21 protein-coding genes are annotated in these 25,947 nt (G+C 52.6%); 11 read left to right on the top strand and 10 right to left on the bottom strand.

Going from position 1 to position 25,947, the window contains the following annotated elements:
• Positions 1 to 4: 4 nt before the first annotated feature.
• The 4 genes from nagZ to OGY18_RS09330 all read left to right on the top strand — a co-directional run bounded on the left by nagZ (position 5) and on the right by OGY18_RS09330 (position 4,574).
• On the top strand, positions 5 to 1,030 hold the full coding sequence (gene nagZ, locus OGY18_RS09345) for a beta-N-acetylhexosaminidase (RefSeq protein ID WP_003832260.1): 1,026 nt from the start codon (positions 5 to 7) through the stop codon (positions 1,028 to 1,030).
• A 21-nt stretch (positions 1,031 to 1,051) separates the two neighbouring features.
• Positions 1,052 to 1,594: an alpha/beta hydrolase YcfP gene (ycfP, locus tag OGY18_RS09340; RefSeq protein ID WP_003030817.1), complete on the top strand. Its 543-nt coding sequence runs from the start codon at positions 1,052 to 1,054 to the stop codon at positions 1,592 to 1,594.
• 967 nt (positions 1,595 to 2,561) lie between these two features.
• Entirely contained in the window at positions 2,562 to 3,866 is a 1,305-nt protein-coding gene (ndh, locus tag OGY18_RS09335; protein WP_003832263.1) for an NADH-quinone dehydrogenase, read from the top strand.
• A gap of 168 nt (positions 3,867 to 4,034) precedes the next feature.
• The gene (locus OGY18_RS09330; protein WP_003030814.1) at positions 4,035 to 4,574 is read left to right on the top strand and encodes a glycine zipper 2TM domain-containing protein; all 540 of its coding nucleotides are present in this window, start codon (positions 4,035 to 4,037) and stop codon (positions 4,572 to 4,574) included.
• Between the two features lie 57 nt (positions 4,575 to 4,631).
• Here the strand turns inward: OGY18_RS09330 and OGY18_RS09325 are convergent, their stop codons facing one another.
• Positions 4,632 to 6,812, bottom strand: coding sequence for a TonB-dependent siderophore receptor (locus tag OGY18_RS09325; protein WP_126956039.1), 2,181 nt, complete (start codon positions 6,810 to 6,812; stop codon positions 4,632 to 4,634).
• Positions 6,813 to 7,067: 255 nt separating this feature from the next.
• Positions 7,068 to 7,703, bottom strand: a complete 636-nt coding sequence (gene comR, locus OGY18_RS09320; RefSeq protein WP_003832266.1) for a TetR family copper-responsive transcriptional repressor ComR — start codon at positions 7,701 to 7,703, stop codon at positions 7,068 to 7,070.
• Positions 7,704 to 7,946: 243 nt separating this feature from the next.
• Here comR and bhsA point away from each other — a divergent pair, with 243 nt between their 5' ends.
• Positions 7,947 to 8,204: a multiple stress resistance protein BhsA gene (bhsA, locus tag OGY18_RS09315; RefSeq protein WP_003030810.1), complete on the top strand. Its 258-nt coding sequence runs from the start codon at positions 7,947 to 7,949 to the stop codon at positions 8,202 to 8,204.
• Positions 8,205 to 8,290: 86 nt separating this feature from the next.
• Here bhsA and ldtC read toward each other — a convergent pair whose 3' ends face one another.
• From ldtC to OGY18_RS09300, 3 genes are all read right to left on the bottom strand, one after another.
• On the bottom strand, positions 8,291 to 9,256 hold the full coding sequence (ldtC, locus tag OGY18_RS09310) for a L,D-transpeptidase LdtC (protein WP_032944376.1): 966 nt from the start codon (positions 9,254 to 9,256) through the stop codon (positions 8,291 to 8,293).
• 155 nt (positions 9,257 to 9,411) lie between these two features.
• Positions 9,412 to 12,858, bottom strand: coding sequence for a transcription-repair coupling factor (gene mfd / locus OGY18_RS09305; RefSeq protein WP_279274850.1), 3,447 nt, complete (start codon positions 12,856 to 12,858; stop codon positions 9,412 to 9,414).
• Positions 12,859 to 12,976: 118 nt separating this feature from the next.
• A complete protein-coding gene (locus OGY18_RS09300) occupies positions 12,977 to 14,041 on the bottom strand; it encodes an acyltransferase family protein (protein WP_003832275.1) in 1,065 nt (354 codons plus the stop codon).
• Between the two features lie 261 nt (positions 14,042 to 14,302).
• Between OGY18_RS09300 and lolC the strand changes: the two genes are divergently transcribed.
• The 5 genes from lolC (at position 14,303) to cobB (ending at position 19,278) form a co-directional block, all read left to right on the top strand.
• Positions 14,303 to 15,502, top strand: a complete 1,200-nt coding sequence (gene lolC / locus OGY18_RS09295; protein ID WP_032934420.1) for a lipoprotein-releasing ABC transporter permease subunit LolC — start codon at positions 14,303 to 14,305, stop codon at positions 15,500 to 15,502.
• Positions 15,495 to 16,196, top strand: coding sequence for a lipoprotein-releasing ABC transporter ATP-binding protein LolD (lolD, locus tag OGY18_RS09290; protein ID WP_003832278.1), 702 nt, complete (start codon positions 15,495 to 15,497; stop codon positions 16,194 to 16,196). Before lolC ends, lolD begins: the two co-directional genes overlap by 8 nt.
• A complete protein-coding gene (lolE, locus tag OGY18_RS09285; RefSeq protein ID WP_003030804.1) occupies positions 16,196 to 17,440 on the top strand; it encodes a lipoprotein-releasing ABC transporter permease subunit LolE in 1,245 nt (414 codons plus the stop codon). The genes lolD and lolE overlap by 1 nt, the downstream gene beginning before the upstream one ends.
• A gap of 89 nt (positions 17,441 to 17,529) precedes the next feature.
• Complete coding sequence (gene nagK, locus OGY18_RS09280; RefSeq protein ID WP_003832280.1) at positions 17,530 to 18,441, top strand: N-acetylglucosamine kinase; 912 nt, start codon at positions 17,530 to 17,532, stop codon at positions 18,439 to 18,441.
• A 15-nt stretch (positions 18,442 to 18,456) separates the two neighbouring features.
• Positions 18,457 to 19,278 carry a Sir2 family NAD+-dependent deacetylase gene (gene cobB / locus OGY18_RS09275; protein ID WP_003832281.1) on the top strand — a complete coding sequence of 274 codons (822 nt, stop codon included), beginning with the start codon at positions 18,457 to 18,459 and terminating at the stop codon, positions 19,276 to 19,278.
• Positions 19,279 to 19,380: 102 nt separating this feature from the next.
• Here cobB and potD read toward each other — a convergent pair whose 3' ends face one another.
• The 4 genes from potD to potA are packed head-to-tail and all read right to left on the bottom strand — an operon-like array spanning position 19,381 to position 23,208.
• A complete protein-coding gene (gene potD, locus OGY18_RS09270) occupies positions 19,381 to 20,427 on the bottom strand; it encodes a spermidine/putrescine ABC transporter substrate-binding protein PotD (protein ID WP_003030797.1) in 1,047 nt (348 codons plus the stop codon).
• A gap of 27 nt (positions 20,428 to 20,454) precedes the next feature.
• The gene (potC, locus tag OGY18_RS09265; protein ID WP_003030794.1) at positions 20,455 to 21,234 is read right to left on the bottom strand and encodes a spermidine/putrescine ABC transporter permease PotC; all 780 of its coding nucleotides are present in this window, start codon (positions 21,232 to 21,234) and stop codon (positions 20,455 to 20,457) included.
• Entirely contained in the window at positions 21,231 to 22,088 is an 858-nt protein-coding gene (gene potB / locus OGY18_RS09260; RefSeq protein WP_003832285.1) for a spermidine/putrescine ABC transporter permease PotB, read from the bottom strand. The genes potC and potB overlap by 4 nt, the downstream gene beginning before the upstream one ends.
• Complete coding sequence (gene potA, locus OGY18_RS09255) at positions 22,072 to 23,208, bottom strand: spermidine/putrescine ABC transporter ATP-binding protein PotA (protein WP_003832287.1); 1,137 nt, start codon at positions 23,206 to 23,208, stop codon at positions 22,072 to 22,074. Before potA ends, potB begins: the two co-directional genes overlap by 17 nt.
• Before the next feature lie 250 nt (positions 23,209 to 23,458).
• On the opposite strand from potA, the gene pepT reads away from it, so the two are divergent.
• Entirely contained in the window at positions 23,459 to 24,685 is a 1,227-nt protein-coding gene (pepT, locus tag OGY18_RS09250) for a peptidase T (RefSeq protein WP_048214418.1), read from the top strand.
• Positions 24,686 to 24,785: 100 nt separating this feature from the next.
• Here the strand turns inward: pepT and roxA are convergent, their stop codons facing one another.
• Positions 24,786 to 25,907, bottom strand: a complete 1,122-nt coding sequence (gene roxA, locus OGY18_RS09245) for a [50S ribosomal protein L16]-arginine 3-hydroxylase (protein WP_003030786.1) — start codon at positions 25,905 to 25,907, stop codon at positions 24,786 to 24,788.
• Between the last annotated feature and the right edge of the window lie 40 nt (positions 25,908 to 25,947).

Raw genomic sequence — 25,947 nt, 5'->3', positions numbered from 1 at the left:
CACTGTGGGCCCAGTAATGTTGGATGTCGAAGGGTATGAGCTGGACGCTGAAGAGCGTGAGATTCTGGCACATCCGCTGGTAGGTGGGTTGATCCTCTTTACCCGAAATTATCATGACCCGGAACAGCTGCGTGAATTAGTGCGTCAGATCCGGGCTGCGTCACGTAACCATCTGGTGGTGGCGGTAGATCAAGAAGGCGGGCGCGTACAGCGTTTTCGTGAAGGCTTTACCCGTCTGCCTGCGGCTCAATCCTTTGCTGCGTTGCACGGTCTGGAAGAGGGCGGCAAACTGGCTCAGGACGCTGGATGGTTGATGGCCAGCGAAATGATCGCGATGGACATTGATATCAGCTTTGCACCCGTACTGGATGTGGGCCATATCAGCGCCGCAATCGGCGAGCGTTCTTACCATGCCGATCCGCTAAAAGCGCTGGCGATGGCGACCCGCTTCATTGACGGGATGCATACTGCTGGCATGAAAACGACCGGTAAACATTTCCCAGGACATGGGGCGGTGACGGCGGATTCACACAAAGAAACCCCAACCGATCCACGCCCAGAAGCCGAGATTCGTGCGAAAGATATGTCCGTGTTCCAGACGTTGATTACGGAAAACAAACTGGATGCCATTATGCCTGCGCACGTCATCTACAGTGATGTAGATCCGCGTCCGGCGAGTGGTTCACCTCACTGGCTGAAAACGGTGCTGCGCCAGGAGCTTGGCTTCGATGGTGTCATTTTCTCCGACGATTTGTCGATGGAAGGGGCGGCGATTATGGGAAGCTATGCGGAGCGTGGACAGGCATCGCTGGATGCAGGTTGCGATATGATCCTGGTCTGCAATAATCGTAAGGGAGCGGTCAGTGTGTTAGATAATCTGTCGCCGATCAATGCAGAACGTGTTACACGTTTGTATCATAAAGGTTCATTTTCACGTCAGGAACTGATGGACTCGGCACGCTGGAAGACGGTAAGCGCTCAACTTAACCAACTTCATGAGCGCTGGCAGGAAGAGAAAGCAGGTCATTAACGCAAGTTTGGCGAGGATGCGATGATTATCTATTTACACGGTTTTGACTCTAACAGCCCGGGCAACCATGAGAAGGTGTTGCAGCTGCAATTCATCGACCCGGATGTCAGGCTGATTAGCTACAGTACGCGGCATCCTAAACATGATATGCAGCATCTACTGAAAGAAGTGGACAAAATGCTGCAGCTGAATGTGGATGACCGTCCGCTGATTTGTGGTGTGGGGCTCGGGGGATATTGGGCTGAACGGATTGGTTTCCTGTGTGATATTCGTCAGGTCGTGTTTAATCCCAACCTGTTCCCGTATGAGAACATGGAAGGCAAAATCGACAGACCTGAAGAGTATGCTGACATTGCGACAAAATGCGTGACCAACTTTCGTGAAAAGAACCGCGATCGCTGCCTGGTGATCCTCTCTCGCCATGATGAAGCACTGAACAGTCAGCGCTCGTCAGAAGAGCTGCATCACTTTTATGAGATCGTCTGGGATGAAGAGCAGACGCATAAGTTTAAAAATATCTCCCCGCATTTGCAGCGCATTAAGGCGTTCAAGACGTTAGGTTAAGCCTGATGAGCGTTTAAAAAAACAGCCTCCAGGCTAATGCTCGTCAGTTACGAACGTATGGTGAACATGTGATCCCGGCTCAGGGTTCCGTTCACCTCAGCGGTGTCATTTCTCTGAAGCGCAGATACCTGTGAACGTGCAAGGGAGGCTCACCGCCGCCTCCCTTGCAACCCAGGCTCCCGGCGGGAAAATTGTCGCTGCGCGAGTTATTCGTCTTATGCCGTCTGCCTGTCGGGTCGGGGTCGAGCCTGCGTCCATGCAGGCCGTCCCCTCTGTCCGCATCCCTGCGGACAGACCCGGTCAGCCGTCAATGCCTCATCGATTTTCAGCCGGACCGGGGTCATCGCTTCAACGCACTGACTTCCAGTTAAATCTTTTTTGCTGTTTAAACAAAAAACGCAGATGGTCAGGTGTGGGCTGGTCCGGCTGAAAATTGCCGACGTGTTTCCGTAAGGCCGGGAGAGCCAGCATGGATGCTGGCTCAGGGCGCGCTTTGCAAGGACGCTTCCTCGCGCCCGGCCCGGTAGCCTGGAGGAATAAGCGGAGGGTATTGCGCAGCAACAATTTTCCTGCCGGGAGCCGGGATTGTAAAGGGCGTGGCGGAGAACGCCCTTTACACGTTCACAGGAATCGGTGCTTAAGAGAAATGATGAGCATGAGGTGAACGGAACTCTTTCTCCGAGATAGCATGTTCTTTACCTCGGGCAGCACAGCTTGAAGCTTTCTGAAACTGAGGTGCTAACTGACTGGCATTACAGCCATCGGGCTGTTTTTTTGTTCTTAAAGTTCCGGTTGTCTATCTTTTCAGCATCAAAACTTGATACACATCAATTTTGGTATGACCAATGCACCGTTCGTGTTATTCTCACTCTCGAAGAACATTTTCATTACCGTAACTTGTTGTTAATTAAAGGCTATGTTCATAACCTTTAATTAACAATTGGTTAATAAATTTGAGGGGGTCACGTTGACTACACCATTGAAAAGGATCGTGATTGTCGGCGGCGGTGCTGGCGGACTGGAAATGGCGACGCAGCTGGGTAAAAAACTCGGGCGTAAGAAAAAGGCCAAAATTACACTGGTAGACAGAAACCACAGTCACTTGTGGAAACCGTTACTGCATGAAGTGGCGACGGGTTCACTGGACGAAGGTGTGGATGCGTTGAGTTATCTGGCTCATGCCCGTAACCATGGCTTCCAGTTCCAGTTAGGCTCGGTGGTGGATATCGATCGTGAAGCGAAGACCATTACTCTCGCTGAGCTGCGTGATGAGAAGGGTGAGCTGCTGGTTCCTGAGCGTAAAGTGCCGTATGACACGCTGGTGATGGCGTTGGGCAGTACGTCCAACGATTTCAACACCCCTGGCGTGAAAGAAAACTGCATTTTCCTCGATAACCCGCATCAGGCGCGTCGTTTCCACCAGGAGATGCTGAATCTGTTCCTGAAGTATTCCGCGAATCTGGGCGCTAACGGAAAAGTGAATATCGCCATTGTGGGTGGCGGTGCGACGGGGGTTGAACTCTCCGCTGAGCTACACAATGCGGTAAAACAGCTGCACAGCTATGGCTACAAAGGGCTGACCAACGACGCGCTGAACGTTACGCTGGTCGAAGCCGGTGAGCGTATTCTGCCTGCGTTGCCGCCGCGTATTTCCGGTGCTGCGCATAATGAGTTAACCAAATTGGGCGTACGCGTACTGACCCAGACGATGGTAACCAGCGCTGACGAAGGCGGACTGCACACCAAAGATGGCGAATACATTAAAGCCGATCTGATGGTGTGGGCGGCGGGTATCAAAGCGCCAGACTTTATGAAAGACATTGGCGGTCTGGAAACGAACCGTATTAACCAACTGGTGGTTGAGCCAACTCTGCAGAGCACGCGCGATCCTGACGTGTACGCGATTGGCGACTGCGCTTCCTGCGCCCGTCCGGAAGGCGGTTTTGTGCCTCCGCGCGCTCAGGCTGCACACCAGATGGCGACCTGTGCGATGAACAATATTCTGGCACAGATGAACGGCAAGCCGCTGAAAGCGTATCAGTACAAAGATCACGGCTCTCTGGTCTCGCTCTCTAACTTCTCTACCGTGGGTAGCCTGATGGGCAACCTGACCCGTGGTTCGATGATGGTGGAAGGGCGTATTGCGCGCTTTGTGTACATCTCACTGTACCGCATGCACCAGATTGCTTTGCACGGCTACTTCAAAACCGGCCTGATGATGCTGGTCGGCAGTATCAACCGGGTGATTCGCCCACGTCTGAAACTGCATTAATATCGACTTGTGGCGTCGGATGATTTTACGCATCCGGCGCCTTCCTTCAGAGTTGTCTGAATCATTCCGCTTTCGCTCCACCTCCCGCTATTTTCATCCGTAATCTGATTGGCATTCCTTACCTTCTGTTGCAAAGTTGTTGCTAATAGCAAAAAAGGAGGAAGTCCCGTGAATAAATCAATGTTGGCGGGTATAGGGATTGGCGTAGCTGCTGCGCTGGGTGTTGCAGCGGTGGCCAGTCTGAACGTTTTCGAGCGTGGCCCACAGTATGCGCAAGTTGTCTCTGCAACACCGATTAAAGAGTCGGTAAAAACACCACGTCAGGAGTGCCGGAACGTAACGGTCACGCACCGTAAGCCGGTACAAGATGAAAACCGTATCGCGGGTTCCGTGCTGGGCGCGGTTGCGGGTGGTGTTATTGGGCATCAGTTTGGTGGTGGACGTGGTAAAGATATTGCCACCGTGGCCGGTGCTTTAGGCGGCGGCTATGCAGGTAACCAGATTCAGGGTTCGATGCAGGAAAACGATACTTACACCACCACGCAGCAACGTTGTAAAACGGTGTATGACAAATCTGAAAAGATGCTGGGCTACGACGTGACGTACAAAATTGGCGATCAGCAGGGGAAAATCCGTATGGATAAGGACCCCGGTGCGCAAATTCCGTTGGATAACAACGGACAGTTGGTACTGAATAACAAAGCGTAAAATAGCATTATCCTGAACATTAGCCCCCCATTCGCTCAGGCTGGGGGGCTTTTTTTATCAGAAGGTTAAGGCGTAGTTCAGACCAAAAGTACGACCCCGGCCCTTGTATTCATACAGTGACGGGCTGCCGTAGGTTGGGCTGTACAGCAGTGGCGCACGTTGTCCCCACAGTGTGGTGTACTCTTCATTCAGCAGGTTTTCCACGCTGAAGGTCAGCTTACCCAACGGGAGCTGATAGCTGCCGATAAAGTCCATGGTGTTATAGCCATCCAGCTTGTTACCGCTGGCGTCGGTCAGATCAAATGTTTGCTGGCTCTGTACGCGCAAGGTCCACGGTTCTGGTGCCCAGCCGACCCACGCGGTTGCTTTGGACGGTGAGGCCAGCGTGACATCCCATTTTTGCCATTTACCGTTCTGCTTCACTTCCGATTTAATGACATTGAAGTTGCCGCCCAGGCTCCAGTCCGTATCCGCAATGAAATAATCCACTGCACCTTCAAGGCCATAAATGCGGCGATCGTCGGGCTGAACGTTAATGGTCATATCGCTGCGGTTGATAACGATCGATTTATCCGAAGTCGAGTAGTAAGCGGCCAGTTGCGTGCGCAGACTATCGCCGGTGTAGCGCCACCCCAGTTCGTACGAGTTCACTTTAATCCCTTCCAGACGTGAATCCGCCACGTTGACGCTGCGCTGGAGCTGGTAATGATCGCCAACCAGCGAATAGGTACCGTTACCGTAATATTTCCCTGGGTCCGGAAGCTCCACGCCCTGAGAAAAGTTAAACCACGTTTGCTGACGGTCGGTCAGGTGGGCAAGGATACCGGCGTTGAACAGGAAATTATCGTAATCGGTTTTGCCGCCCGGAATGGTATCGGCAGAGTTCGCAAGCCCGGTCGCGATTCCCTGCTGTTGAGCATAGCCAACGAAATCATCAACCCTGTTTTCGGTCCACTGATAGCGCACGCCGCCGCTGAGGGTAAAGATATCGTTAATGTCATAGCTGTTTTGCAGGAAAGGCGCGAAGTTGGTGATGCTGTAACCGGGGTAACGTCCGGTGGTATAAGCTGTACGGTTATCCATACCGCCGGAGGGCAGGGACCAGGCCAGATCGAAGAATTTCTGATTGGAGTCGAAGGTTTCGTGATCGGCATCGACACCCCACGTCAGCTCCCAGTTATCCATCAACTGGCTGTTGAGAGTAATTTTGGCACCAAACTGGTCTGTGTCCTGCTGTGATGCGGAGAAACTGGTGACCTTACCTTTGCTGAGCGTAGGGAAGGGATAGAATTTCAGTGATTCATCACGGTAATAGATTTGGCTGACCAGGTTCTGGCCATAAAAATCCGCATCTGAATATTGCAGGCTAATAAGATGACGTTCGGTGCCGGGAATACGATCGGAATTCAGTCCGCTGCTGGTGTATGCTTTGCCGTTTCCGGTCACGGCGGACATGTTCTCGCCGAGATCCAGCCCGTAATCGTCATCCCCCTGACTCTTATAGTACTGAGTAACCAGTTGCAACTGACGGTTGTCGTCAAGTTCAATTGTCCCGGTGCCCATGATGTCCAGACGATCGGAGTGCTGTAGCCCGGTTTGGGTGTTATCCAGCAGCAGGGCATCGTGATTACCGTCATACCAGCCGCCAAATCGTTGATACGCGACGGACATACGCCCGGAAGCGCGATCGGTTCCGCCACTCACCGCCGCGGCAACACGTTCATCATGATCGTTGCTATTGTTGAAACCGCTTTTGCTCCCCAGTTCGAGTTCTACTTCACGCTCCGGCTGGCCTTTTTTGGTGACAATGTTGATTAATCCGCCGGTACTGCCACCGCCATAAAGTGAGGTTGCGCCTGAAATGACTTCAATGTGCGCAATATTAAACGGGTCAATGGAGTCAAGTTGACGGCTGTCGGTTCGCGAGGAGTTCAGACGGACGCCGTCAATGAGCACGACAATGGCGCGACCACGCATGTTCATGCCGTAGTTTGTGCGTCCCTGGCTACTAACATCGATTCCTGGGATTAGCTGAGCAAGAACATCCTTGAACTCTTTTCCTCCCTGAACCTGTTGTTCAATCTCGCTTCCTTCAATAACCCAGGTCGTTTGCGCCATTTCTGCCACGGTGCGCTGGCTACGGTTGGCGCTGACGATGAGATTCTCTTCCTCAGCCGCAATGGCCGGAAGGGTTAAAGACAACAGGAGAGGATTGAGCACCCAGAGACGCTTATGCATTTGTATTCCTTTTAAAAAAGAGTCGATCTGTTTTTGTTATGACGGTAAAGAAACCGATGGTTACATTGTGAAACAGGCGTTAAAACAAATGCGAATATTGCTGATAATAATTGTCGTTATCAATACCTTTTACAAAAAATGATCGGGTAAGATGATGAAAACAATGAAGAATGTAGGGGTAATGCGTGAAATTCTAACCGGGGGCTTTATCAGCTCCCGGGGTTGTGAGTACTGCGGGGGAATTACGGGAAAGGGTTAAGCTTTGACGAGTTCGGGCCACAGACGCAGCGTTGTGTGTGCGATCTGCATCAGTTTTTCAAACGTTGCACCTTCCCGGGCGCTGATCGACATACCTTGTAAAATACAGTTCAGGTATTCGGCCAGTTTTTGCACGTCGCAATGGGCTGGAATTTCGCCTCGTTGCTGGCGCTGGCGAAGAAACTGGGTAAGCGTCTGTTCCTGCATTGCATGGCGGGATTTCACCGTGTGCGCAATATCGCGGGAAGAGGCTGCCAGCGTCGCAGAAGTGTTAATCATGAAACATCCCGCCGGGGTGTCCTTGCTGGTAAAGCAGGTCGCTATGGCGGTGAAATAGTCTTCTAGTGCGGACTCAAGGCTTTTTTCTTCACAAAACAGTTGGGCTTCGTGTTTCGCCGCAAAGCGGGTGATGTAGCGGTCCAGTACGGCACGGAACAACCCTTCTTTATTGGTGAACTCCGCATACAGCGTGGGCGCTTTTGCGCCGGTGGCTTCCACGAGATCGGCGAGTGATGTCGCTTCATATCCGTGCTGCCAGAAGAGTGTCATGGCCTTATCAAGCGCGGCTTCCCTGTCGAACACTTTTGGTCGGCCACGGCTTTTTTTTGCACAACCTGTCGTTTCAGTTGTCATGGCGCCGATGTACCTTTGTTGGGTTTATTGAATAACCATTATAAAAATATTCGACTGCACACTCCAGCGGATTCACGATAAAAATAATTTATAGCTATTAGCATGAAAAATAAGACCTTTATGTTTTATATAACGATCATTATAAAAAAATGTTGACGTGTGACCTGGATCACATCTATGATTTACCTATCGATCGTTAAGTTAATCTTTTCGACACCCATTCATCTGCTAAAGGTCACTATCATGAAAAACGTAAAAACACTGTTTGTCGCTGCTGTTCTTAGCTCACTGTCATTTGCAAGCTTTGCCGCTGTTGAAGTTCAGTCCACTCCTGCGGGTCAAGAGAAAGTCGGTACTATTTCTGCGAATGCGGGGACTAACTTAGGTTCTCTGGAAGATCAACTGGCGCAGAAAGCCGATGAGATGGGTGCGAAGTCTTTCCGTATTACTTCCGTTACCGGTCCTAACACTCTTCACGGAACTGCTGTTATCTACAAATAAGATTTAACCCATCGCAATGCCACTGCGAGTTAAATAAAAAACCCCCGCGGAATAAAATCCAGCGGGGGTTTTTTTATACGCTACGATTACAGCGGTTGTTGAGCAACGTCATGATGACGGGTCACATCGACCGGCATGCCTGAGCGAATCTCCATCGCATGATCCATGACGGCAGTATCTGTTTGCGCCGCATTTTTAAATGTCTGCATGGACGCGTTCAGCACGATCGGCAGCAGTTGCGGATCGTCATTGATTTTTTCGGACAGCGGTTGGTGTACTTCCACCAGGCGCACGCCATTAGGCTCAACGGATGCTTTAATCGGCGTATTGATAATATTGACCTTAGTTCCGGGCGTTACCTGACGGAACAGGGTTTCGATATCACCGTCGCGCAGACGAATACAGCCGGAACTGACACGCATTCCGATGCCAAAATCAGCATTTGTACCGTGCAACAGGTACACGCCGCCGTATGCCGCTAAGCGAATCGCATGATGGCCCATCGGGTTATCCGGACCGGCAGGCACAACGGCAGGCAGGTCAATCCCGTTTGCTTTGTATCGCGCGCGGATATTTGCCGTTGGCGTCCAGGTGGGATTGGCGCGTTTATCAGAGATGGTGGTTACCATCGTAGGCGTCAGCGTGTCACCACCTAACTGGCCAATACCAATAGGATACACGGTCACCGAATTGGTCCCCGGCTGGTAATAATAAAGACGCAGTTCGGCGAGGTTGATAACAATACCTTCGCGCGGAGCGTCAGGTAGCAAAGTTTGTAACGGGATCGTCAAAACGCTGCCCGGACGTGGTACGTAAGGGTCAACGCCAGGGTTGGCCTGCAGTAGCGCGAGAAAGCCGACATTGTACTTTTTCGCAATCGCCTCCAGAGAACCGCCATTGTCTTCAACAACATGAACGGCATTCTGACCCACCAGACGGCTTCCCGGTGGCGGCAGCGGCCAGGTGTTTGCCTGAGCCGGAAGTGCTAACGCGAATGTCGCTGCAAGCGTAAAAAACGCGAGCCAGCGAGAGAGTCGTTTATTGTTTAACATCACCATAAATCCATTGTTTTTACGTGGTTTTTATTATGTAAAAGTAAACGAGAATTATGGCTGTTTGCTGTGTCGGGAAGTGCAGGGAAGTGCAAAGAGTTTGTAAATTCATCAGGCCGGGTGAGTGGTGTGCTCACCCGGCCTGTTCGCTATGCTTATGCTACGGCGTTTTCTTCAAGCTGACGCATAAACTGGCGGACCCAGTCGATCCGCGTTTTACGCTCGCTCAACTCCTGCATGAATTTCAGCCGGGTTGGACCGTCCAGACGGAAGTGCTGCGGCTGCTTTTGCAGTAAACCAATCAGCCAGACCGGGTTGACGTGGTTTTTCTCGGCAAATTCAATGGTACCGCCTTTTTCATTGCCTTCGAGCTTTCTGATCCCCAGTTTCTGCGCCTGCTGGCGTAAACGGGCGATATCCAGCAGCGTACGAGCCGGGTCGGGCAGCAGGCCAAAACGGTCTATCAGCTCGACCTTAATTTCTTCCAGCTCGTTTTCGCCTTTCGCACTGGCAATGCGCTTGTAGAACGACAGTCGGGTGTTTACATCCGGGATATAGTCATCCGGCAGCAGGGACGGCATGCGCAGTTCAACTTCGGTTTGCTGGCTGGTGAGATCTTCCAGTGACGGCTCACGCCCTTCTTTGAGCGCATCGACCGCGTTTTCCAGTAGTTCCATATACAGCGAGAAGCCGATGCTTTCCATGGAACCACTTTGATCTTCACCCAGCAATTCCCCGGCGCCACGAATTTCGAGGTCGTGGGTCGCCAGCGCAAATCCTGCACCCAAATCTTCCAGCGAGGCGATGGCTTCCAGGCGTTTTTGCGCGTCGGTGGTCATTGCTTTCGGATGCGGCGTCAGCAGCCAGGCGTAAGCCTGGTGGTGAGAACGCCCCACACGACCGCGCAGCTGGTGTAATTGCGCTAAACCGAAGTGATCCGCTCGTTCGATGATGATGGTATTGGCGGTGGGAATGTCGATCCCGGTTTCGATAATGGTGGTACACACCAGCACGTTAAAACGCTGATGGTGGAAATCGTTCATCACGCGTTCGAGTTCGCGCTCGCGCATTTGTCCGTGGCCGATACCAATACGCGCTTCCGGCACCAGTTCTGCTAATTTGTCAGCGGTTTTCTGGATGTTTTCGACGTCGTTAAACAGATAATAAACTTGTCCCCCGCGCAGAACTTCACGCAGGATCGCCTCGCGTACCACCAGGCTGTCGTATTCGCGCACGAAGGTTTTGACCGCCAGGCGACGGGCAGGTGGCGTGGCGATAATCGACAGATCGCGCATGCCGCTCATCGCCATATTGAGCGTACGCGGAATAGGCGTTGCCGTCAGGGTCAGAATATCAACATCCGCGCGCATCGCCTTGATGCGTTCTTTGTGGCGAACGCCAAAACGGTGCTCTTCATCGACAATCAGCAGACCCAGATCTTTTAACTTCACATCCGCTTGCAGCAGTTTGTGCGTGCCGATGAGAATATCAATTTTTCCCTCGGCAACTTGCTCCAGAATCTGCGCTTGCTCTTTGGCGCTACGGAAACGGGACAACATCTCAATGCGTACCGGCCAGTTGGCAAAGCGGTCGCGGAAGTTGTCGAAGTGCTGCTGTGCGAGCAGGGTGGTCGGCACCAGCACGGCAACCTGCTTGTGGTTCTCTACGGCGAGAAAGGCCGCGCGCATCGCGACTTCGGTTTTACCAAAGCCGACGTCGCCGCAGACCAGGCGGTCCATGGCCAGCGGTTGACACATATCGCTGAGTACCGCGTTAATCGCCTGCGCCTGGTCAGGCGTGGTTTCAAACGGGAAGCTGTCGCAAAACAGCTGATACTGTTCACGGTCATGCTTAAAGGCAAAGCCTTCTTTCGCCGCGCGCTGGGCATAAATATCCAGCAGCTCTGCCGCAACATCGCGCACCTTCTCAGCGGCTTTCTGTCGGGCGCGTGACCAGGCATCGCCGCCAAGTTTATGCAGCGGCGCATTCTCTTCCGCGCCACCGGCATAGCGGCTGATCAGATGCAGTGACGACACCGGCACGTACAGTTTGGCGTCGTTGGCATAAGTGAGCATCAGGTATTCACCGGTGATGCCGCCCGCTTCCAGCGTGGTCATCCCGGCATAACGACCCACGCCGTGCTCCAGATGCACCACCGGCTGACCGGGATGCAGCTCTGCGAGGTTACGAATTAACGTATCCGGGTTGATGGTGCGACGAGAATCCTGGCGGCGGCGCGCCACGCGTTCCCCAAGCAGATCGCTTTCACAAATCAGCGCCAGATTGCGTTTGCTATCGATGAAGCCGTGCTCAGCTGCGCCAATCATCAGATAACGACCGTTATCTACGGCTTCATCGAGTCGCAATATCCGCTTCGGCGCCACTTTGATACGGGCGAGCAGTTCGCCAAGCGCTTCACGGCGGCCTTCACTTTCCACCGAGAAAATCACCGGACCGGTGAAGCCTTCAAGGAATTTACGTAACGCATCTAACGGCGCTTTTTGCTGCGCCTGAACGGCAATATCCGGCAGCTTCTGGAACCCGAGGTTGGTATTTGCTGCTTTGTTCGCCAGACTCTCGGTTTTCAGTTGAACGCGCGGCCAGCGTTTAAGTTCAGAAAACAGCTCATCAACCCGCAGCCACAGCGATTCCGGCGGCAGAAGCGGGCGCATCGGATCAACACCTCGATTTTCAAAGCGTGACAGGGTATCGGCCTGGAAGCGTTCTGCGCTGGTCTCGATATCACCGGTATTCACCAATAATGTATTGGAGGGGAAGTAGCTGAACAGCGGCGGCAGCGGCTCGCAGAAAAACAGCGGTTGCCAGTATTCAATACCCGCAGGTAACGTGCCTTTGCTGACCTGCTGGTAAATATGTTCGGCGTCGCGTTTCACCTCAAAGGTATCGCGCCACTGGCTACGGAATAGCTCGATGGCCGTTTTGTCAGTCGGGAATTCGTGCGCGGGAAGCAAATTAATGGCATCGACTTCTTCCAGCGTGCGCTGGGTGTCGGTATCAAACAGACGCAGGCTGTCGATTTCGTCATCAAAGAAATCCAGACGATAAGGCAACTCGCTGCCCATCGGGAACAAATCCAACAACGCGCCGCGGGTGGCGTATTCGCCGTGTTCCATGACCTGATCAACATGGCGATAGCCCGCACTGTCCAGCTGTTCACGCAGAGCGTCACGTGAAAGTCGCTGGCCCTTTTTCATGACCAGCGCATGGCCGTGCAGATAGCTGTGCGGACAAACGCGCTGCATCAGTGTATTTACCGGAACGATCAGCACGCCGCGCTGCATGGCAGGCAGTTGATACAGCGTGGAGAGCCGCGAGGAGATAATCTCCTGATGGGGAGAAAAGCTGTCGTAGGGTAGCGTTTCCCAGTCGGCCAGGTTCATCACCATCTGGTCGGTAAACTGACGAATTTCATCATGCAGACGCAGCGCATTTTGCATGTCCGGCGCGATCAGGACCACTGGACCCGCGTGATGTTCGGCGATTTCGGCGACCAGCGTTGCGCAGGCTGCACCGGTAAGCTCACCTAACTGGCGCTGATCGCCAGCTTTCGCCGGGAGCGTATAACGATGTTGTTCAGGCATTCGGTTGTCAGGATCTCGTTTAGATATACATCTGATAAGCAATGTTCTTTATTATCCGTGATCGTTTCTCATAAGCAAATTGATTCGCCCCCTGATGGGGGCAAAAAGCGCGTAGGGGTTAGCGCGAGACAGCCGATAAAGAAGGCGGGGAAAAGAGCAGGTCGGCCACTGTTTTTTGTGAAATTTTACGTACCAACAGGCCAAACAAGGTGCACAGCAGCAGGCAGGCGAACGGATACACCAGCAGCAGGGCCAGCTCCGCATAGGCAGGCCAGGCGGTATAATTGATTTTAGGGATTAGCGTTAAGCTGAACAGCTCAACCAGAATACGGTGGGTGGTGTAGATGGCAATGGTATTGGCACCAATCACGCTTAACGGGCCGGACTCACGCATACCAAAGCGCAGCTCAAATTGATAAAACAGCTTCATGATCAGCACAATGGAAAGCAGAGAAAGTAATAGTGAGACATTTGCCAGCCACGCGACGACGGCGGCGATTGCGCTAACCAGAACAATGACCGCATGGCGGCGCAGAGGTACCTCCTTGATCCATACCATCAGCGTTGCGCCAAACCATGCACCGAGGCTGTACCAGGGCAGATTGCGAATCACGCTGTTCATTCCCCACCACGGCGTCGGGACAAAATTGATCGCCACGCTCAGCACCACAAATAACGCCAACAGCGGCGCCGCCCAGCGGCTGAAAATCTTACACAGAACAAAATAGACAATCAGCGCATACAGATACCACAAGCTGGTGCTGGCGGTCAGCATTCCGTGGGTAAAACCTGTGATCGAATCGGCATAAGCGGCGTTGGCGGCATGGCTCAGATCGCGCTGTGGGGCCAACCAGTTATTGAGCGCGACTAACGCCAGCCATTGCACCACACCCCAAAGTACCAGCACCCAGGCAATGCTCCAGATCCGTTTTTCCACGCAGGTTGTCCACGGGACGCTATCAATGTAGCGACGGATCAGATATCCCGAAATAAAGAAAAACACCGGCATGCGAAATGGCGCCAGGTACAAATTGAGGTAAATCCAGCATTTGCTCAGCAGCTCTGAAAGCGGATGCTGAAAAGTAGTAAGGTGCGGGTAAAATGTGATTACCGAGTGGTAAATCACCACCAGACAAATACATAACCCTTTGATTTGATTAATCCATAGTTCTTTTTTCTTCATCGAGACGGCGTATCCATATTGTTGGCTATAGCCTGCCATCCTGCGCAACCCGCTGTGCGCTGTAATGCGTAACTGTCTGCATTTTGTTTTTTTAAGATAAAGATCAGGGACCCGGGCTGAAGGGAAGAGGGACAACTTTAGCGAATTGATTTATTTATACTTTTAGGAATAGTGCTGACGAACACTTACGGTTCAGTCATTTACCCATTCCGCTTTCGCTTATATACTCGTGACTTTGCTAACAGCAACCAGACGGATTTCATGTACCAACCTGTCGCTCTATTCATCGGCCTGCGTTATATGCGTGGGCGTGCAGCAGATCGCTTCGGTCGCTTCGTTTCCTGGCTCTCCACCATAGGCATTACTCTCGGGGTAATGGCGCTGGTCACGGTGTTGTCGGTGATGAACGGTTTCGAGCGCGAGCTGCAAAACAATATTCTTGGCCTGATGCCTCAGGCCGTACTCTCGTCTGAACAGGGTTCCCTCAACCCGCAACAACTGCCGGAAAAAGCGGTGGTGTTGAACGGCGTCAACCGCGTTGCACCCATAACTACGGGAGATGTGGTGCTGCAAAGCGCGCGTAGCGTGGCGGTCGGCGTGATGCTCGGTATCGATCCGGCACAAAAAGATCCGTTAACGCCGTATCTGGTCAATGTGAAGCAAACAGATCTGCAACCGGGTAAGTATAATGTCATCCTCGGCGAGCAGCTTGCCGGGCAGTTGGGCGTGAACCGTGGCGATCAAATCCGTGTGATGGTGCCCTCGGCCAGCCAGTTTACGCCGATGGGGCGTTTGCCGAGCCAGCGTTTGTTTACGGTGATTGGCACTTTCGCCGCCAACAGCGAAGTCGATGGCTACCAGATGCTGACCAACATTCAGGATGCCTCGCGTCTGATGCGCTATCCGGTGGGTAATATCACTGGCTGGCGTCTGTGGCTGAACGAACCGTTAAAAGTTGACACGCTGAGCCAGCAAACGCTGCCGCAAGGCACCAAATGGCAGGACTGGCGCGAGCGCAAAGGGGAACTGTTCCAGGCCGTGCGCATGGAAAAGAACATGATGGGGCTGCTGCTTAGCCTGATCGTGGCGGTGGCGGCTTTTAATATTATTACCTCGCTGGGTCTGATGGTAATGGAGAAGCAAGGGGAAGTGGCGATTTTACAAACGCAGGGGCTAACGCCGCGGCAGATAATGATGGTGTTTATGGTTCAGGGGGCCAGTGCCGGGGTGATTGGCGCGCTGCTGGGCGCTGTACTGGGTGCATTGCTCGCCAGCCAACTGAACAATCTGATGCCAATTATTGGTGTGCTGCTGGATGGCGCTGCGCTGCCGGTCGCTATCGAGCCGCTGCAGGTTATCGTCATTGCGCTGGTGGCGATGGCCATCGCGCTGCTGTCTACGCTTTATCCTTCCTGGCGCGCTGCCGCCACTCAACCCGCTGAGGCTTTACGTTATGAATAAGATCCTGTTGCAATGCGACAACCTGTGCAAACGCTATCAGGAAGGTACTGTGCAGACCGATGTACTGCACGATGTCAGTTTTTGCGTCGGTGAAGGTGAGATGATGGCGATTGTCGGCAGCTCCGGCTCCGGCAAGAGTACGCTGCTGCATCTGTTAGGTGGGTTGGATACCCCGACTTCCGGCGACGTCATTTTTAGCGGTCAGCCAATGAGCAAGCTCTCGTCGGCGGCGAAAGCGGAACTGCGTAATCAGAAGCTGGGCTTTATTTACCAGTTCCACCATTTGCTGCCGGATTTTACCGCGCTGGAAAACGTAGCGATGCCGCTGCTGATCGGCAAGAAAAAACCGGCTGAAATCACCGAGCGCGCACGGGATATGCTGAAAGCAGTAGGGCTGGATCATCGTGCCAGTCATCGCCCGTCTGAATTGTCTGGCGGCGAACGCCAGCGTGTGGCCATCGCGCGTGCGCTGGTGAATAACCCGCGCCTGGTCCTGGCAGATGAGCCAACAGGTAACCTGGATGCGCGTAACGCGGACAGCATTTTTGAGCTTCTGGGCGAGCTGAACCGCTCTCAGGGCACGGCATTTCTGGTGGTGACGCACGATTTGCAACTGGCGAAGCGGATGAGCCGCCAGCTTGAAATGCGCGATGGTCGTCTGACGGCTGAACTGAGCTTGATGGGAGCTGAGTAATGGCTTCGCCTTTATCGTTATTGATTGGTCTGCGCTTTAGCCGTGGTCGGCGTCGCGGCGGTATGGTTTCTTTGATTTCGGTGATATCTACCGTTGGCATCGCGTTGGGTGTGGCGGTGCTGATCGTCGGTTTAAGTGCCATGAACGGATTTGAGCGTGAGCTGAACAACCGTATTCTGGCCGTAGTCCCACACGGAGAGATTGAAGCCGTAAATCAACCGTGGAATAACTGGCAGGAAGCGCTCGACAAGGTACAAAAAGTGCCGGGTATTGTCGCCGCGGCGCCTTATATCAACTTTACCGGACTGGTGGAGAGCGGGGCGAACTTACGCGCGGTGCAGGTGAAGGGCGTTGACCCGAAACAGGAACAGCGTTTAAGCGCGCTGCCATCCTTTGTGCAAAACCACGCCTGGGATAATTTTAAAGCCGGTGAACAACAAATCATCATTGGTAAGGGTATTGCCGATGCGCTGAAGGTGAAGCAGGGCGACTGGGTGTCGATTATGATCCCTAACGCCAGTGCGGATCATAAGCTACAGCAGCCTAAACGCGTGCGTTTGCACGTGACGGGGATCCTGCAACTGAGCGGTCAGCTCGATCACAGCTTTGCCATGATCCCAATGGAAGATGCGCAGCAATATCTCGATATGGGAACCAGCGTTTCCGGGATCGCGCTGAAGGTTAACGACGTGTTTAACGCCAATAAGCTGGTGCGAGACGCGGGTGAAGTCACCAATAACTATGTTTACATCAAGAGCTGGATTGGCACCTACGGCTATATGTACCGCGATATTCAGATGATCCGCGCCATTATGTATCTGGCTATGGTGCTGGTTATTGGCGTGGCCTGTTTTAATATCGTTTCCACGTTAGTGATGGCGGTAAAAGACAAAAGTGGCGATATTGCGGTATTAAGAACACTCGGGGCGAAAGATGGGTTGATCCGTGCCATTTTTGTCTGGTACGGCCTGCTGGCGGGTCTGTTCGGTAGCCTGATAGGCGTCGTCATCGGGGTGGTTGTCTCGTTGCAACTGACGCCGATCATAAACGGGATTGAGGCGCTTATCGGCCATCAGTTCCTGTCCGGCGATATCTATTTCATTGACTTCCTGCCATCGGAATTACACTGGCTGGATGTGATTTACGTGCTGGTGACAGCACTCGTGCTGAGTCTTTTGGCAAGTTGGTATCCGGCGCGTCGCGCCAGCAATATTGATCCTGCGAGAGTACTTAGCGGCCAATAACAACAATAATACACGACAGCATTCATGCTGCATCAAGGCGTAGCCAACGCAGAGGCATCTTGAAGGATGACGTGTATCAAGGAGCGGTGATGTATTACGGATTTGACATCGGCGGGACCAAAATTGCGCTGGGCGTGTTTGATAAGCAACGTCGTCTGCAATGGGAAACTCGCGTTCCTACGCCTCGCGACAGCTACGACGCTTTCCTTGATGCGGTCTGCAATCTGGTGACGGAAGCGGATCAGCGGTTTGGCATCAAAGGTTCGGTAGGCATCGGCATTCCAGGCATGCCGGAAACCGAAGACGGCACGCTGTACGCGGCCAACGTTCCTGCCGCCAGTGGCAAACCGCTCCGCGCCGATCTCAGCGCTCGCCTTGACCGCGATGTGCGTCTGGATAACGATGCGAACTGTTTTGCTCTCTCCGAAGCCTGGGATGACGAGTTCACCCAGTATCCGCTGGTGATGGGGTTGATCCTCGGTACGGGCGTCGGCGGCGGCCTGGTGCTTAACGGGAAATCCATCACCGGACGCAGCTATATCACCGGTGAGTTTGGTCATATTCGTTTGCCGGTCGATGCGCTGACGCTGATGGGCTTTGATTTCCCGCTGCGCCGCTGCGGATGCGGTCAACTGGGATGCATCGAAAGCTATCTTTCCGGCGGTGGATTTGCGTGGTTGTATCAGCATTACTACCATCAACCGCTGGATGCCCGCGAAATTATCGCGCTGTGGGAGCAGGGTGATGAGCACGCGCTGGCCCACGTTGAACGCTATCTGGATTTGCTGGCGGTGTGTCTTGGGAATATCCTGACTATCGTCGATCCTGATTTGGTGGTGATTGGCGGAGGCTTGTCGAATTTTACCGCTATTACGACGCAACTGGCGAACCGATTGCCGCGTCATCTGCTGCCGGTTGCCCGGGTACCGCGTATTGAGCAGGCACGGCACGGTGATGCCGGCGGGATGCGCGGGGCTGCTTTCCTACATCTTACCGATTAATACAAAGAGGTTGTTATGCTGTCGCGTCGGGGTCATCGGTTAAGCCGCTTTCGTAAAAATAAACGCCATTTGCGCGATCGCCTGCGTCAACGAATCTTTTTCAGAGACAGAGTGGTGCCTGAATTGATGGAAAAACCAAGAGTGCTGGTACTGACTGGAGCGGGAATCTCCGCTGAGTCAGGAATTCGAACATTCCGCGCGGCGGATGGTCTCTGGGAAGAACATCGGGTAGAGGACGTTGCGACTCCGGAAGGATTTAGTCGAAACCCGGAACTGGTTCAGTCGTTTTATAACGCCCGTCGCCATCAGTTGCAACAGCCGGAAATCCAGCCCAACGCGGCGCATATCGCACTGGCAAAACTCGAAGCCGAGTTGGGCGATCGTTTTTTACTGGTGACGCAGAACATTGATAATCTGCATGAGCGTGCGGGCAGCCAGAACGTTATCCATATGCACGGCGAGTTGCTCAAAGTTCGCTGTTCGCAAAGCGGGCAGATTCTGGAATGGACGGGCGATGTGACCCCGGAAGATAAATGTCATTGCTGCCAGTTTCCGGCACCGCTGCGACCACACGTAGTGTGGTTTGGTGAAATGCCGCTGGGTATGGATGAAATTTATATGGCACTGGCAATGGCAGATGTGTTCATTGCGATTGGCACATCGGGACATGTTTATCCGGCAGCGGGTTTTGTGCATGAGGCGCGGCTGCATGGGGCACATACGGTAGAACTAAACCTCGAACCGAGCCAGGTAGGCAGCGAGTTTGAAGAGAAGTATTACGGTCCGGCAAGCCAGGTAGTGCCTGAGTTTGTTGAGAAGTTATTGAAAGGGCTGTGATTTTTTTTGCCGGATGGCGGCAAATGCCTTATCCGGCCTACGGTTTGCATTGATGTAGGCCCGATAAGCGTCGCGCCATCGGGCATTCCTTACAACGCTGAATTAGCGTCCTGCTTTCAGCTTCTGATAATACTCTTCATAGATAGCGCTGGCGGAACCGACATCGTTCTGCCATTCCCCTTTGTTGATGGTTTCCGCGTCAGGGTAGAGCGTTTTATCATTTGCGACTTCAGGGCTTAACAGCTTACGCGCTGCCAGGTTTGGCGTCGGATAACCAATAGTTTCCGCAACCTCTTTCGCCACGTCCGGGCGCAGCAGGAAGTTAATCAGCTTCAGCGCACCTTCTTTGTTTTTCGCGTTAGCCGGAATAGACAGGCTGTCCATCCAGAAAATGCCACCTTCTTTCGGCCATACCACTTCCAGCGGTGTGCCCGCCTGACGCGCAACATACGCGGAGCCGTTCCACACCATCCCCAGATTAACTTCGCCTTCCATATACGGGTTGGCCGGGTTGTCAGAGTTAAATGCCGCGACGTTAGGCATCAGCTTCTTCAACTCGTTATAGGCGGCTTCAATCTCTTTAGGGTCGGTAGTATTACCGGAATACCCCAGCTTGCGCAGCGCCATCTGGAACACTTCACGCGCATCATCGGTTAACAGCAGACTGCCTTTGTACTCCGGCTTCCACAGATCGGCCCAACTGGTGACGGTTTTCGGATCGATAGCATCGCTGTTGACGCCAATGGCCGTCGCACCCCAGATATACGGGATGGAGTAGTCATTGTTTGGGTCAAACGGCTTGTTGAGCATTTCCGGATCGAGGTTGTGGAAGTTGGTCAACGTCGACTTGTCGATCTTCTGGATCATGCCTTCTTTACGCATTTTATCGACGTAATAGGTGGACGGAACCACCAAATCGTATGCGCCGTCTTTATAGGTTTTGAGCTTGGCGTACATGGTTTCATTCGACTCGTAGGTCGAATAGATAACCTTAATGCCGGTTTCTTTGGTGAACTGTTCCAGCAGACCCGGTGGTACGTATTCAGTCCAGTTATAGAAATAGAGCGTGTTGTTGTCATTCGCGTGAGCGGCGCTCATGCCCAGTGCCAGAGCTCCCGCCGCGAGCAGGTGGCGTGACCATTTTTTCATCATTTAACGTCCCCTGAATTAAGGGCCTTAGCGGCCCTTGGTTTTATCACGTGCAATAAGCTGGCTGGCAATCACCATAACCAGCGACAGAACCAACAAAATGGTCGCCAGCGCGTTCACCTCTGGTGATACGCCGACTTTAACCATTGAGTAGATTTTTAATGGCAAAATTTCATAACCCGGTCCGGTGACGAAAGATGAAACAACAACATCATCCATCGACAGCGTAAAACTCAGCAACCAACCCGCAGCCACCGCAGGCATAGCCAGTGGTAGTATTATCTTGCGCAGAATAGTTACTTCGCTGGCACCCAAATCTTTAGCCGCCTCAAGCATGCGGACATCAAAACCTTTCAGGCGAGAGTAAACCGTCACCACCACAAAAGGCAGACAAAAAGTGATATGCGAGAACAGTAGCGACCAGAAGCCCAGTTGAATGCCGATCAGCATAAACAGCACCAGCAGAGATATTGCCATCACAATATCCGGCGACATCATCACCACGAACAGCATGCCACTGACGAACGGTTTACCGCGAAAACGGTAACGGTACAGCGCAACCGCAGTAAGTGAGCCGATCAAGGTGGCAAACGTGGCGGATAGCACCGCCATCGTCAGCGAGTGCTGTGCTGCCTGCAACAGGCTGTCGTTATTCATCAGCAGGCCGTACCATTTGGTAGTAAAACCCTGCCAGTTGATGCCAAAGCGCGAACTGTTAAAGGAGTTCACAATCAGAATGATGATTGGAATATACAGATACGCGTAGATAGCGGTCATAAAACCGCCGCGAAGCAGTCGACCGATCATTCGAGTTCCACCTTCTTGTTCAGTAAGCGGGAGGCGCGCCAGTAGATCAGCAGCATCAGACCCATCACGATGGTCAGCGTAATGCTGGTGGCTGCACCAAACGGCCAATCGCGGATGTTCAGGAACTGAACTTTAATTACGTTACCAATCAGCAGGTTTTTCGCACCGCCCATTAAGTCGGAAACGTAAAACAGCCCCATTGCGGGCAGCATGACCAGCAGGCATCCGGCGATAATCCCCGGCATCGTCAACGGAATAATGATGCGAGTGAAGGTCTGAAGCTTATTGGCACCTAAATCGCGTGCGGCTTCCAGCAGCGGTTTATCGAGCTTTTCAATGCTGGAATAGAGCGGCATCACCATAAACGGCAACAGGATGTATACCAGCCCGATAATCACCGCGCTGGGGGTAAACATAATGCGAATGGGTGTATCGATAACGCCGAGCCATAACAGAAACTCGTTGAGATAGCCTTTGGTACTGAGGAAAATTTTGAGTCCGTAGATGCGAATAAGGGAATTGGTCCAGAACGGAACAATCAGCAGGAATAGCAGCAGCGGGCGTACTTTTTCCGGCAGTTTCACCAAAAACCAGGCAAACGGGTAGCCGAGTACCAGACAGGCGAGCGTGGCAATCAGCGCCATATTGAGGGAGTGAACCAGCACCTCAAAATAGAGCGGATCGAGCAGACGCGTATAGTTCTCCAGCGTAAAGACCATTTTGACGAAATTGGCGTCGTCACGGGTCAAAAAGCTGGTGCCGATGATCATCAGGTTGGGCAGAAAGACAAATAACACAAGCCAACCGACAATGGTGAAGATCACCACACTCTGGAATTTACTTGTGCTCTTCATCAGCCAGTACGACCTCCCAGCTTTCTACCCAGTTAATTGCCATTTTCTGGTCGAGCGAGTGGTCAAAGTCAGGATCATCTTCGTTGAAGAATTCGCTGACCATCACCATTTTGCCATTTTCCAGTTCCACAACCGACTCCAGCGTCATGCCTTTGTAGTTGCGTTCGCGCACGTAGCCGATCAGGCCTTCGATATGATTATCATCGTTGATTTCATCAACGCGTAAATCTTCAGGGCGTAACAGAACGTGCAGCTTTTGTCCGGGAACTACCGCGAAGTTGACATAAATATTGCACTCGCGGCCTTCAACGTTAGCACGAACACGCTGTTCATCCAGACGTTCAATCACCGTGGCGTTAAACATATTGATCTCGCCGATAAACCCGGCGACAAACAGATTCTTTGGCTCTTCGTAGATTTCGCGCGGCGTACCGTCCTGCTCAATCTTACCATCGCGCATCACCACGATGCGGTCAGACATAGTCAGCGCTTCTTCCTGATCGTGTGTGACAAAGACAAAAGTGATACCAAGCTTACGCTGCAGCGCTTTCAGCTCATTCTGCATCTGCTTACGCAGTTTGTAGTCCAGCGCAGAGAGGGATTCATCTAACAAGAGTAAGCGGGGTTTGTTGACCACTGCTCGGGCAATCGCTACGCGCTGCTGCTGTCCGCCGGAAAGTTGATGCGGTTTTCGCTGGGCGAACTCTTCCAGTTGCACCATGCGCAAGGCTTCGGTAACGCGGGGAGAAATGTCGGCTGCGGGCGTTTTTTGCATGCGCAAACCAAAGGCCACATTCTCAAACACAGTCATGTGGGGGAATAGCGCATAGCTTTGGAAGACGGTATTCACGTAGCGATTTTCCGCTGGAACGTGAGTGATGTCCTCGTTGTCCAACAAAATATGACCGGAATCAACCGTTTCCAGACCGGCAATCAGGCGAAGAACGGTTGTTTTACCGCAGCCAGAGGGGCCAAGCAGCGTAAGAAACTCGCCATTATTGATGGTCAAATCCAGGCTGGAAATCACCTCTTTGCCATCGAAACTTTTGCGAATTCCCGCTAATTGCACCAGTGGAGAAAGCGAACGCGGTTGTTTATTCAATTTTTTACTCTGTCCCATGTAAACGCAACGGATGGCTGACCGATGCGGGGTTTGTGGTTAACCACCTTGATGACTCTTAATGAGGGCCGTTATTCTACGGCAAACCATTGTAATCGCCAATCCTTGTTGCGAATTACTGACTTAGCCCTATAGTCAGAGGGGATGTCAGGGCGAAATATTCTCACTTGCGGGGATAAAAGTGACCTGACGCAATATTTGTCTTTTGTTGCTTATTGATAATGTTGTCACAAAAAGTGAGGGTGACTGCATGGATAAACTACTTGAGCGTTTTTTACACTACGTGTCGCTGGACACCCAATCAAAATCGGGCGTGCGGCAGGTACCCAGCACCGAAGGACAGTGGAAATTATTACAACTGCTCAAACAACAGCTCGAAGAGATGGGGCTGGTTAATATTTCACTGAGCGAAAAAGGCACGCTGATGGCAACGTTACCTGCTAACGTTGCTGGCAATATTCCTGCGATCGGCTTTATTTCCCATGTGGATACCTCACCGGATTTCAGCGGTAAAAATGTCAATCCGCAAATCGTTGAAAACTATCGCGGTGGCGATATTGCGTTAGGCATTGGTGATGAAGTTTTATCGCCGGTGATGTTCCCGGTGCTGCATCAACTTCTGGGTCAGACGCTGATCACCACAGACGGTAAAACGTTGTTGGGCGCGGATGATAAAGCAGGCGTGGCGGAAATCATGACCGCACTGGCTGTGCTTATCCAAAAAAATATTCCGCACGGTGATATCCGCGTGGCCTTTACGCCGGACGAAGAGGTGGGTAAAGGGGCGAAGCATTTTGATGTTGCGGCATTCGATGCGCAGTGGGCCTATACCGTTGACGGTGGTGGCGTAGGTGAGCTGGAGTTTGAAAACTTCAACGCCGCGTCGGTTAATATCAAAATTGTTGGCAACAATGTGCATCCCGGCACCGCAAAAGGGGTGATGGTGAATGCGCTGTCCCTGGCGGCGCGTATTCACGCTGAGGTTCCGGCAGATGAAAGCCCTGAAAAGACGGAAGGCTATGAAGGCTTTTATCATCTGGCGAGCATGAAAGGGACGGTCGATCGGGCGGATATGCACTACATTATTCGTGATTTTGACCGTAAGCAGTTTGAAGCGCGTAAACGCAAGATCATGGATATCGCCAAGAAGGTTGGCAAAGGGTTACACCCAGACTGCTATATCGAACTGGTGATTGAAGACAGTTACTACAATATGCGCGAAAAAGTGATTGAGCATCCGCACGTGCTGGATATCGCCCAGCAGGCGATGCGCGATTGTGATATTGAGCCGGTGCTGAAACCGATCCGTGGCGGCACTGACGGCGCGCAGCTGTCGTTTATGGGATTACCGTGTCCGAATCTGTTCACCGGCGGCTACAACTATCATGGCAAGCATGAGTTTGTGACGCTGGAAGGAATGGAAAAAGCGGTGCAGGTGATTGTGCGTATTGCTGAATTGGCCGCGAAACAAAAATAAAGCATGTGTAGTTGCCGGATGGCGCTTTGCTTATCCGGCCTACAATATTTCACTCCAGTAGGCCTGATAAGACGCATGGCGTCGCATCAGGCACAGTCTATTACCCTTCGAAGAACCAGTACCCGCTGTTGACCAGCGCGGCAAGCATGGCAAGGAAAGAAGGATCTTCCAGCGCATCCTCAAAGTTCTCAGCCGTCAGCACAATATGACTGGCCAGCGCTTCCAGCGCAGGACGATGTGGCGAGTCAATTTTCTCACCGTTAGCGTAGACGTCATCGCCAATGCGCAATACGCGCAATCCGCCCAGACGCACTAAAACATCACCTTGTTTCAGGGCATCATAAATTTCGTCTGGTTGATACGGTGGCTCCGGCGGGGCAATATCCAGCTCATGACGAGACTGAGAGATAAACTCGCCAAACCACTGCTGAAAATGTTCTGGCTGATTAATCAGACCCAGCATCATTTCGCGCAGCTTGTCCATTTCCTGCGGCAGAACATCTGCCGGATGATCGCGCGGTGGCAGGTCAGGATCGCTGTAATAGGTGCTGCCCAGTTCGCGTTGCAAAACGTAATCGGCGAACCCGCTGATCAGCTCGCGAGTGTTTGGCGCGCGGAAGCCAACCGAATAGTTCATCGCGTTTTCTAACGCATAGCCTTCGTGCGGGAATCCCGGTGGAATGTACAGGATATCGCCGGGTTCCAGCTCTTCATCAATGATGGCTTCGAACGGGTCGACCTGAAGAAGATCCGGGTGAGGGCAGTGCTGCTTCAACTGCAGCTTTTCGCCTACGCGCCAGCGACGACGACCGGTTCCCTGAATGATAAATACATCGTACTGATCCAGGTGCGGGCCAACGCCGCCGCCGGGTACAGAGAAAGAAATCATCAGATCGTCGATACGCCAGTCCGGTAATTCACGGAACGGGCGCATCAGCGCGGCGGTAGGTTCGTGCCAGTGGTTGACCGCCTGCACCAGCAAAGACCAGTTGTTCTCGCCAAGATGGTCGTAGCTTTCGAAGGGACCATGGCTAACCTGCCATTTACCATCCTGATGGCTGACGAGTCGGCTGTCGACCTCGCTTTCCATTGCCAGTCCAGCCAGTTCGTCAGGAGAAAGAGGATCAATAAAGTTATTAAACCCGCGTTTTAAGACCACCGGGCGTTTCTGCCAGTGGCGTTCAAGAAAATCGGGCCAGTTAAGTGTGAGTTGGTATTCCATAGTGAGCATCCCGCAGGCTGGTATCTGCAACCGATTATAA

Source organism: Citrobacter sp. Cpo142, assembly GCF_030332425.1.
GTDB classification, from domain to species: domain Bacteria; phylum Pseudomonadota; class Gammaproteobacteria; order Enterobacterales; family Enterobacteriaceae; genus Citrobacter; species Citrobacter portucalensis.
The sequence above is the reverse complement of the archived record's forward strand: the minus strand, read 5'-3'. Positions and strand labels throughout refer to the sequence as shown.

Excerpts from the sequence above, each read along its gene's own strand:
- OGY18_RS09300 (WP_003832275.1), bottom strand. The coding sequence starts at position 14,041 with ATGAAGAAAAAAGAACTATGGATTAATCAAATCAAAGGGTTATGTATT.
- nagK (WP_003832280.1), top strand. The coding sequence starts at position 17,530 with ATGTATTACGGATTTGACATCGGCGGGACCAAAATTGCGCTGGGCGTG.
- lolD (WP_003832278.1), top strand. The coding sequence starts at position 15,495 with ATGAATAAGATCCTGTTGCAATGCGACAACCTGTGCAAACGCTATCAG.
- pepT (WP_048214418.1), top strand. The coding sequence starts at position 23,459 with ATGGATAAACTACTTGAGCGTTTTTTACACTACGTGTCGCTGGACACC.
- lolC (WP_032934420.1), top strand. The coding sequence starts at position 14,303 with ATGTACCAACCTGTCGCTCTATTCATCGGCCTGCGTTATATGCGTGGG.
- cobB (WP_003832281.1), top strand. The coding sequence starts at position 18,457 with ATGCTGTCGCGTCGGGGTCATCGGTTAAGCCGCTTTCGTAAAAATAAA.
- ycfP (WP_003030817.1), top strand. The coding sequence starts at position 1,052 with ATGATTATCTATTTACACGGTTTTGACTCTAACAGCCCGGGCAACCAT.
- potB (WP_003832285.1), bottom strand. The coding sequence starts at position 22,088 with ATGAAGAGCACAAGTAAATTCCAGAGTGTGGTGATCTTCACCATTGTC.
- comR (WP_003832266.1), bottom strand. The coding sequence starts at position 7,703 with ATGACAACTGAAACGACAGGTTGTGCAAAAAAAAGCCGTGGCCGACCA.
- ldtC (WP_032944376.1), bottom strand. The coding sequence starts at position 9,256 with ATGTTAAACAATAAACGACTCTCTCGCTGGCTCGCGTTTTTTACGCTT.
- potD (WP_003030797.1), bottom strand. The coding sequence starts at position 20,427 with ATGAAAAAATGGTCACGCCACCTGCTCGCGGCGGGAGCTCTGGCACTG.
- roxA (WP_003030786.1), bottom strand. The coding sequence starts at position 25,907 with ATGGAATACCAACTCACACTTAACTGGCCCGATTTTCTTGAACGCCAC.
- mfd (WP_279274850.1), bottom strand. The coding sequence starts at position 12,858 with ATGCCTGAACAACATCGTTATACGCTCCCGGCGAAAGCTGGCGATCAG.
- bhsA (WP_003030810.1), top strand. The coding sequence starts at position 7,947 with ATGAAAAACGTAAAAACACTGTTTGTCGCTGCTGTTCTTAGCTCACTG.
- OGY18_RS09325 (WP_126956039.1), bottom strand. The coding sequence starts at position 6,812 with ATGCATAAGCGTCTCTGGGTGCTCAATCCTCTCCTGTTGTCTTTAACC.
- potA (WP_003832287.1), bottom strand. The coding sequence starts at position 23,208 with ATGGGACAGAGTAAAAAATTGAATAAACAACCGCGTTCGCTTTCTCCA.
- lolE (WP_003030804.1), top strand. The coding sequence starts at position 16,196 with ATGGCTTCGCCTTTATCGTTATTGATTGGTCTGCGCTTTAGCCGTGGT.
- potC (WP_003030794.1), bottom strand. The coding sequence starts at position 21,234 with ATGATCGGTCGACTGCTTCGCGGCGGTTTTATGACCGCTATCTACGCG.